At 72.9% G+C, this 9772-nt stretch carries 3 protein-coding genes and 1 pseudogene; 1 reads left to right on the forward strand and 3 read right to left on the reverse strand.

The features are described from left to right. The first annotated feature begins 575 nt into the window (after positions 1–575). Entirely contained in the window at positions 576–1034 is a 459-nt protein-coding gene (locus K6I34_RS23570; protein ID WP_229328335.1) for a hypothetical protein, read from the forward strand. 28 nt (positions 1035–1062) lie between these two features. Here K6I34_RS23570 and K6I34_RS23575 read toward each other — a convergent pair whose 3' ends face one another. From K6I34_RS23575 to K6I34_RS23585, 3 genes and pseudogenes are all read right to left on the reverse strand, one after another. Continuing rightward, positions 1063–1911, reverse strand: coding sequence for an SDR family oxidoreductase (locus tag K6I34_RS23575; RefSeq protein WP_229328336.1), 849 nt, complete (start codon positions 1909–1911; stop codon positions 1063–1065). Further along, positions 1901–3100 carry an FAD-dependent monooxygenase gene (locus tag K6I34_RS23580; RefSeq protein WP_229328337.1) on the reverse strand — a complete coding sequence of 400 codons (1200 nt, stop codon included), beginning with the start codon at positions 3098–3100 and terminating at the stop codon, positions 1901–1903. The genes K6I34_RS23575 and K6I34_RS23580 overlap by 11 nt, the downstream gene beginning before the upstream one ends. Positions 3101–3102: 2 nt before the next feature. After that, positions 3103–9750 (reverse strand): annotated as a pseudogene (locus tag K6I34_RS23585) (amino acid adenylation domain-containing protein); the annotation flags it as partial. Positions 9751–9772: the final 22 nt, after the last annotated feature.

Here is a 9772-nt window from a genome sequence, read left to right on the forward strand (position 1 = left end):
CTCCACCGGACGTCGGCTATCCGTAGGGGGCCGCTGCGTCCGTTTTCGGCTCTCCGCAGGGGATGGTTTGCCCCCGCCGCCGCGCCCCGCTGTGGAAGCACCGGGCGGAGCAGCGCGCCCCATCAGGGGCGCGGGGAACTGCGCGACAAGCCCCCACCGGAGCCGCAGACGGCCACCGGGCCAGGGGGGCGAAGCCCCCTTCGAGGGGCGCGGGGAACTGCGCGAGCAACCAGCGACGGTCCGCAGCCGCCGGACGGACATGGGCGACCGAGCTCGCAGGCGGCTTTTCAGGGGCGCGGGGAACGGCGCGAGGAGTCCCCACTGGGCCGCAGGCGACCACCGGGCCAGGGGGGCGAAGCCCCCTTCAAGGGGCGCGGGGAACTGCGCGACCAGCCCCCACCGGACCCGCAGCCGCACACGTAGCGCAAGCCGCACCCCAGTAGGCGCCGGGGGGCCGGGGCGCAGCCCCGGTGGAAACCACTCGTGGGGGTGACCCTCGCCTCCTACGTCCGCCCCACCCCACCCCGAAGAGACACCATCGGCACTCTCAACTGCCGCATGGGAAAAGGGGATCCATGGCGAAGACCATCACGGGAGGCGGGCGCGTGACCGTGTTCCCGTTGCTGAATTACTGGCCGGATACGTATGGGGTCGTCGCGTACGCCACGACGGGGCGGTTCGGGGACACCGCTGTCGGGGGGTATCTGCCGATTCCCGATGTGCCGGATGTCTATCTGTTGGACGTGGCCGCGCGGAACGCCGTGGGGGCCTCGTCGACGAAGGACATGGACTGGGTGTTGTGCACGATCTGGAGTTCGCGGGCGACGCCCAAGCCGGGGTCGCTGGATGTGCCGGAGGCGGCGTGGACGCTGCGGGTGGACGCGAGCAGGTCGCGGCCCGAGACGTTGTACGGGCACACGAATCTGCACGTCGGTCGGTTCACGCTGGACGATCCGGGGCTGATGGAGCGGGCGGCCGGTGTGCTGGCCGCCGCGCCGCGGGTGGCGGCGTGCGGAGGGGGCGGGGCCTCCTGAGAGGCTCCGCCCCCTGTGCGTGACGCGGTCAGCGCGTGATCGGCGCCAGGTGCCGGTCCAGCGCCCCGTCCGGCAGGACGCGGGACAGGACGCCCAGCTTGCGCGCGTCGGCGCCCACCGCGTAGCGGGAGCGCGGGCGCGCGTCCGTCAGGGCGCGGGCGACGGCCCGGGCGAAGTGTTCCGGGGTCGTCGGGCTCGTCCGCGCGCTGCGCTCGTTGGCGAACAGGAAGCGGTTGAAGGGGATGCGGTAGAGCTCGGCGACCCGCTCCGGCACGGCGTCCAGGGCGGCGCGGCCGACGTCGGAGACCTTGCCCCAGATGGGGGTCATGATGGCGCCGGGCTGCACCACGCAGACGTCGATGCCGAAGCCGCGGAGTTCGCGCCGGAGGACGTCCGTGAGGGCTTCCTTGGCGAACTGGGCCGCCGAGTAGGCGCCCATGTAGGGGATGGCGACGCTGCCGAGTCCGGAGGTCACGTTGACCACGCGGCCCCGGCTCTCGCGCAGCATCGGCAGGAACGCCCGGGTGACGGCGAGCTGGCCCACCACGTTGGTGTCGAGCTGGCGGCGCAGTTCGTCCGTGGTGACGCATTCCAGGGGGGCCGAGACGCACACACCGGCGTTGTTGACCACGGCCCACAGGCCGTCGATCTCCTTCGCCGCCGCGGCGATCGACGCGTCGTCGGTCACGTCGAGCCGTACGGGCACCACCGTGCCGTACGCCTCCGCCGCCAGGTCCTCGCCGTCGGTGATCCTGCGGACCCCGGCGAAGACGCGGAAGCCGAGCTCGGCGAGGTGCAGGGTGGCGGCCCGGCCCAGGCCGGAGGAGGCTCCGGTGATGAGGACGGATCGTCCCCTGACAGGGGTGTTATCGGGCACTGCGGGCCTCCGCTGGGATGTGGCCGGGGAAGGTGATGGCGTCCTCCAGCGTCCGCGTGAGGCGGGACGCCGGGAGGAACTTGAAGTACGCGTCGCGTATCGGCCGCCGGATCGGGTCCTCCGACTGCTCGAAGTCGCTGATGCCGCGGGAGGCGGCGACCATGCCGCGGGCGCGCTCGCGGCGTTCGTCCTCGTAGCGGCGCAGGCCCCGGGTGAGGTCGGTGGCGGAGCCAAGGACACGTCCGAGGACGGCGGCGTCCTCCATGGCCATGCCGGAGCCCTGGCCGAGGCTGGTGAGCATGGGGTGCGCGGCGTCGCCGAGGAGGGTGACCGGGCCCTTGCCCCAGCGCTCCAGGAAGGGCCGGTCGCGGGAGGGCACGGCGATGATGGACTCCTCGGGCGTCCGGCGGATCGCCTGCTGCACCTCGTCGGCCCAGCCCGCGTAGGAGCGCAGGATCTCGGCCTTGCCGCCGCGCCAGTTGCGGGAGCGCTCGGCGGGCATGTTCCGGGTGCCCCACCAGTAGAGGCGGCCGCCGCCCATGTCGACGAGCCCGAAGCGCTTGCCGCTGCCCCAGTAGTGGGTCACGGAGCCCGGGGTGAAGCGCGGGTGCTCGAAGGGCACGATGGCGAGCCAGACGATGTAGCCGCTGTCCTTGGAGGGCTCGCCGGGGCCGACCAGTTGGCGGCGGACGACGGAGTTGAAGCCGTCCGCGCCGATCAGGACGTCGCCGTGGGCCTCGCGCCCGTCTTCGAACCGGACTGTTACGCCGTTTCCGTCCTCGTGAGTCTCGAATTCCGTGGCTGTCACGCCGAGTTCGATCGGGATGCCCTCCGCTGCCTCCAGCAGCGCCTGCTGGAGGTCGGAGCGGGTGATGAGGACGCTGGGCACGCCGATCCGGGAGATGATCTCGGGGAAGGGGAACTCCCGGATCAGCCGGCCGCGGGCGGTCCTGACGTGGTACTGCTCCAGCACCGCGCCGCGCTTCTCCAGGCCCAGGTCGATGCCGATGGAGTCGAGCGCCGCGAGGGCGTTGCTCATCACCGACAGGCCCGAACCGGCGGCCTTGAGCTCGCTCGCCCGCTCGTAGACCTCGACGTCGAGTCCCGCCTTGCGCAGGGAGACGGCGGCGGTGAGGCCGCCGATGCCCGCGCCCACGACGATGGCCTTCCGGCCTTGCTTCTGGCTCATGGTCACTCACCCATCAATTCGAAGACGATCTCGACGACCTTCTGAACGTAGGGCTCTTCCATGATGGTGAGGTGGTCGCCCTCGACCTCGATCACGTTCAGGTCGCCGGTGGTGCGCTCGCGCCAGCCGTTGGTGGGGTCACGGTGCATGGACTCGATCGCGGTGTGCATGTTGTCCAGGACCGGGGGAAGCGGCTCCATCGCGTGGATCAGCGCCATGTCCTGCTCGACGACCTCGGGCCGGTAGGCGAACGCGGCCCGCCAGTTGGCCTCGTAGACGTGGAACAGCCGCCGGACGATCGCGCCGGAGGACCCGGCGGGCAGCACGCCCTCGTCGACCGCGAGCTGGGCGATGAAGTCGAACTTCTCGTCCAGCGTCGTCAGGTGCGCCGGGATGACCTCCTCCGGGGACTTGCCGCCGCGCTGGAGCCACAGCAGCTCCCAGAAGAACCAGGTGAGCAGCGCGTCGTCACCGGTGGCCGTGCGGCGGCCCGGGTTGAGGGCCGTGGTGTCGAGGAGTACGAGGCTCGCGATGTCCTCGCCCGCCGCGCGGAGCTGCCGGGCCATCTCGAAGGCGACGAAGCCGCCGAAGGACCAGCCGCCGATGGCGTACGGGCCGCTGGGCTGCACGCGCCGCATGGCCGCGATGTAGCTCGCGGCGATCTCGGGGACGCTGCGCAGCGGCTCGGTGCCCGCGTCGCTGCCCGCCGCCTGGAGGGCGTAGACCGGCTGGTCCTGCGGGAGGTGGGGCTTGAAGCGCAGGTAGCACAGGACGTTGCCGCCCATGGGGTGCACGAGGAACACCGGCCGCCTGGCGCCCTCGGGCCGGATCGGCACGAGCGGGTCGAAGGCGGCCACCGCGCCGCCGCTGCGCAGCCGGTCGGCGAGCTCGGCGACGGTGGGCGCGGCCACGAACTCGGACAGCGGCACGTTGATGCCATAGCGCTGCTCGATCAGGACGACGAGGCGCATCGCGGTGAGCGAGGTGCCGCCGAGGTCGAAGATGTTGTCGTGGACGCCGATGGCGGGGAGCTGGAGGAGCTCGGCGAGGATCTCGGCGAGAGTGCGCTCGTACTCGTCGCGCGGGGCCGTGAGTTCGCCCGTGCTGCCCGCGGTGAGCTGCCGGGCGCGCAGCGCCTTGTCGTCGCGCTTGCCGCTGGGTGTCAGCGGCAGGGCGTCGAGCCATTCGAAGTGCGACGGGACCATGTAGTCCGGCAGCACGGTGCGCAGTTGCTTGCCGAGCCGGTCGAGGTCGGCGCGCTCCGGGTCGCCGGTGAGGAAGGCGGCGAGGAAGGAGTCGTTGCCCTCGCGGCGGCGGGCGACGACGGCGGCCTCGGTCAGGCCCGGGTGGTCCTGGGCGAAGCGCGTGATCGCCAGTTCGACCTCGGCGGGCTCGACGCGGAAGCCGCGCACCTTGACCTGCGAGTCCTCGCGGCCGACGCAGACGACCGAGCCGTCGGGGAGACGGAAGCCGAGGTCACCGGTGCGGTAGAGGCGTTCGGCGCGGCCGTCCACGGTGCGGGTGAGGAAGCGCTCGGCGGTGAGCTCCGGCTGTCCGACGTAGCCGTCGGCGAGGCAGGCGCCGGCCAGGTAGAGCTCGCCCTTGACACCGTCCGGCACGGGCCGCAGGTCCGCGTCGAGGATGTGCACGGCGGCGCCGTCGATCGCGGTGCCGATGGGCGGCAGCGCGGGCCAGGAGGCCGGGTCGCCGGTCATGGTGTGCGCGGTGACGACGTGGGACTCGGTGGGCCCGTACTGGTTCTCCAGGATCACCCCGGGAAGCCGCTCGCACAGGGCGCGGATCTCGTCGGTGACGCGGAGCTGCTCGCCGGAGGAGGCGAGGGCCTTGATGCCGCCCGGCACGGTGCCGAGGGCGACGGCGGTCTCGGCGAACTGCTGGAGCGCGACGTACGGGAGGTAGACGCGCTCCACCCTGTGCTGGTCGAGGAGGCGGAGCAGGGCGGGCATGTCGCGGCGCTCGTCCTCGGAGACCAGGAGCAGGTTCCCGCCGCCGCAGAGCGTCGAGAAGATCTCCTGGAAGGAGACGTCGAAGCTCATGGGCGCGTACTGCACGGTCGTGCCGCCGACGACGCCGCTGGGTACGCGGTTCTGCCAGGCGACGAGGTTGGCGAGCGACCGGTGGGGCATGGCGACGCCCTTGGGCCTGCCGGTGCTGCCGGAGGTGAAGAGGACGTACGCGACGGACTCGGGCGCGATCTCCGGCAGGGCGACGTCCGTGGGGGCGTCGTCGTTCCCGAAGACGTCCTCTGCGACGAGGACCGGCGTGCCCTCGGTGAGCAGGTGGGCCTGTGCCGCGTGGGCGACGACCCGGAAGGGCGCGGCCTGCTCCAGCATGGAGGCGAGCCGTTCCTCGGGGTAGCCGGTGTCGAGCGGCACCGTGGCGCCCCCGGCCCGCAGCACGCCGAGGATGGTGGCGACGGTCTCGGGCGAGCGGCGCATGGCGATGCCGACGCGGTCGCCGGGCGCGGAGCCCAGGGAGACCAGCGTGCGCGCCACCTTCGCGGAGGCGGCTTCCAGCTCGGCGTACGTCCAGCGAGTGGCGCCGTGGGTGAGGGCGGTGGCGTCCGGGGTGCGGGCGGCCTGCTCGGTGAAGAGCCGGACGACGTCGGGGTGCTCCCCGGAGTCGGCGACCGCCTCGGCGGCGGGCTCTTCGGCGGGCGCGAGGAACGCGAACTGCGGCCGCTCCTCCGGGTGTTCGACCAGGCGGCGCAGGATGCCGGTGAAACCGTCCGCGTACAGCTCCGCCTGCGCGGCGGAGAAGGTGCGGCCCTGGAAGTCCATGCGGAGCGTGATGCTCTCGTCCGTCGGGTCGGTCATGGCGTTCACCAGGACCTGGAAGTTGGTCTCCTCCCAGGCCTGGAACTCGCGCAGTTCGACGCCCGGGAGTGTGAAGACCTCGCCGAGCTGGCGGAAGTGGATGTAGTTGAAGGCGGTGTCCAGGACGGTGACGCCGAGGTCCTCCTGGACGGAGGAGAGCGGGTAGCGGCGGTGCGGGTGGCTGTCCTGCTCCTGCCGGAACGCCTCGCGGACGACGCCGAGCCAGCTGTCGGAGGCCGCGTCGAGGCGGACGGGCATGGTGTTGAGGAAGAGACCCGCGATGCGCTCGGAGCCCTCCTGCTCGGGGCGGCCGTGGGTGACGAGGCCGGTGGTGATGTCCGTGGCGCCGGAGAACAGCCGCAGGGTGAGGCAGTGCGCGGCGAACAGCACGGACTTCACCGGCAGCGCGTGCTCGCGGGCGAAGCCCCGGACGGCCTCGGTGAGCTCGTCGGGCAGCACGACCCTGCTGATGATCAGGCCATCGGCCGTCGGCGCCTCGTGCGGGCGGAACGCGCCGAGCTGCGGCAGCTCGGCCCCGGCCAGCCGCTCGCGCCAGAAGGCGCGGGTCTCCGCGGACTCCAAGGCCTCGCGCTCGGCGCGGACGTGCAGGGCGGCCGAGGGCAGCGCGCGCTCGGCGACGGCGTCGATGCCGAGGCCGGCGGCGTGCAGGTAGTCCTGGAACAGCTCGCTCACCAGGTTGGCGACGCTGCCGCCGTCGAGGATCGCGTGGTGGAAGCTGAGCACCAGTTCCACCGTCTCCGGAAGGACGTGCACGCGGAAGAGGTGGAGCGGCGCCCGCTCGAAGACGTACGGGTGGAAGCGGCGCTCCTCGACGTGCCGGGCGATCTCGGCGCGGGCCGCCGCGTCCTGCTCGCCGCGCAGGTCGAGGATCTCCAGGCCGCCGTCGACGCGCGGGGCCACGGTCTGCAGCGGCTCGGAGAAGGAGCCGAGGTCGAACGCGGACCGCAGGACGGGATGGCGGGCGACCAGCTTCGCGAAGGACTGCCGGAACACCGCCTCGTCCCAGGGCAGGACGAAGGTGTACTGGAAGACGTCGCGGTAGACGGCCGAGTCCGCCTGGGCGCGGCTGTGGTAGAGCAGACCGAGCTGGAGGCGGGAGAGCGGGTAGGCGTCCTCGGTGCCCTCCAGGCGGGCGCGGTCGACGTGCGACACCAGGCCGTACGGGGCGAGCTCTGGCTCGTCGGCGGCGGCCTGCGACGCGGTGGCCGCGAGCTCGGCGAGACCGGCGAGACCGGCGACGGTGGGCTGCCGTATGAGGTCGGTGAGGGAGAAGCGGATGCCGCGCTTCTCTGCGACCGCGCGGATCCGCAGGGCCAGGATGGAGTCGCCGCCGAGCGCGAAGTAGTCGTCGTGGACGCCGACGTGCGGGGCCTCCAGGACCTCCGCCCAGACCTCGGCGAGCCGCTGCTCCAGCTCGGTGCGCGGCGCGGCGTCCGTACGGTTCTGGCCGCTGTCGGCCGCCGGGGCGGGCAGGGCGCGGCGGTCGGCCTTGCCGTTCGGGGTCAGCGGGACGGCGTCGATCCGCACATAGAGCGCGGGGATCATGAACTCGGGCAGGTTCGCGGCGAGTTCGGCACGGAACCGCGCGGGCTCGACCGGCTCGTCGGCGACGTAGTAGCCCACGAGGTGGGTGCCGCGCCGCGGGGTGACGCGGTCGACGACGACGGCGTCGCGCACGCCATCGACGCGCGCGAGGTGGTGCTGCACCTCGCCGAGCTCGACGCGGTTGCCGCGGATCTTCACCTGACCGTCGATGCGGCCGAGGTACTCGACCGTCCCGTCGGCGAGCCAGCGCGCGAGGTCGCCGGTGCGGTAGAGGCGGCCGCCGGGGACGAACGGGTCGGCGATGAACTTCTCGGCGGTGAGCTCGGGCCGCTCCAGGTAGCCGCGGGCGACCTGGACGCCGCCGATGCACAGCTCGCCGGGGACGCCGACGGGCTGGAGCCCGTCGTGGGCGTCGAGGACGTAGAGGCGGGTGTTGTGCACGGGACGGCCGATGGGCACGCGGCCGACGGGGCCGCCGTCGGTGGGGCAGTCGTAGTACGAGACGTCGACGGTGGCCTCGGTCGGGCCGTAGAGGTTGACCAGCTTCGGGCCGCCGGGTCCGAAGATCCGGCCGAACTGCTCGACGCGGGCGGCGGGCAGTGCCTCGCCGCTGCAGAAGACCTGGCGCAGGGAGGCGGCCTCGGCGCGCAGCTCCGGCCGCTCGTCGAGCAGGTCGAGGAAGGGGCCGAGCATGGACGGCACGAAGTGCATGGTGGTGACGCGCTGCTGCGCGAGGGTGCGCAGGAGGACACGCGGGTCCTTCTCGCCGCCGACGGGCAGCAGGGCGAGCGAGGCGCCCTCGATCGCCCACCAGAACAGCTCCCACACGGAGACGTCGAAGGAGATCGGCGTCTTCTGCAGCAGGACGTCGCCCTCGCCCACCGGATAGCGGCTCTGCATCCACGCGAGGCGGTTGATCACCGAGTGGTGCTCGACCATGGCGCCCTTGGGCTTGCCCGTCGAGCCGGAGGTGTAGATGACGTAGGCGAGGTCGTGCGGGGCTGCGGCCGGTTCCAGGGGGCCGTCGGGGCCGTGCAGCAGGTCGTCCACGCGCAGCACGCGCACGTCGTCGGCGACGGCCGGTTCCGGGGAGTCGTCGGCGACGAGGACGACCTTGGCGCGGCTGTCCCGGAGCAGGAACTCGATGCGCTCGGCGGGGTAGCCGGGGTCGACGGGCACGTACGCGCCGCCGGACTTGAGCACGCCGAGCAGGGCGACGAGGGTGCGCGGGGCGCGGCGCATCAGGACGGCCACGCGGTCGTCGGGGCGCACGCCCTCGGCGCGCAGGGCGCGGGCGAGCTGGTTGGCGCGGGCGTCGAGCTCGGCGTAGGTGAGCCCGGGGACGTCACCGTGGGAAGCGATGGCGACGCGGTCCGGGGTACGGGCGGCCTGCTCCTCGATGAGCCCGTGCAGGGTGCGGTCGCTCGCGTACGGCACCTCGGGGCCCTGGCGGCCGGCGACGAGGTCCTGGTGCTCGGCGTCGCTCAGCACGGGGAGGGTGACGGCGGGCTCGTCCTCCAGCTCGGCGCCCGCGGCGATCAGCGCGCGCAGGTGACCGGCCACGGACTCGATCGGGAAGTCCGTATCGAAGACGTCGCGCGCGTAGTGCAGGTCGATGCGCAGGTCTGCGTCGTCCTCGAAGGCGTGGATCTGGACGGCGAGGGCGTCGGGCACGTGCACCGGGGCCTGGATGACGCTCTCGATCGCGAGGTCGTCCGTGGCGGCGGGGCGCGGGTGCCGCAGGTAGGACAGCGTGATGTCGAACAGCTGCCGGGAGGCGGGGCCGGAGCCGGGGCCGGTCGCGGATCCGGTCGCGGTCGTGGGCAGTTCGCGCAGCAGGTCGCCATGGGCGAGGCGCTCGTGGCCCCGGTGCCCGTCGGTGGTGGCGCGCACGCCCGCGGCCAGCTCGCGCAGGGAGGACCGCGGGTCCACGGTCACGCGCACAGGCAGGTTGTTCGCGAACTGGCCGACGGTACGCAGCTCTTCGTCGGTGTGCCGGTTGCGGAAGGGCACGCCGAGGACGATCTCGTCCGTGCGGTGGACGCGCGAGAAGTACGTGGCGAAGGCCGCCGCGATGAACGGGAAGGGGGCGCTGCCGCCCTTGCGTATCCGCTCGACGAGCGCGGCCTCGACGGTGAAGGTGTGCATGCCGTCGCGCCGTCCGCCGTCCTGGTGCCGGGGGGCGCCGGAGCGGGTGAACAGGGCGGGCACGACGCCTTCGAGGGCCTGCCGGTGGTGGGCGCGGTCCAGCGCGTACGCGGTGGAGGCG

The organism is Streptomyces sp. UNOC14_S4 (genome assembly GCF_020740835.1).
Taxonomy (GTDB): domain Bacteria; phylum Actinomycetota; class Actinomycetes; order Streptomycetales; family Streptomycetaceae; genus Streptomyces.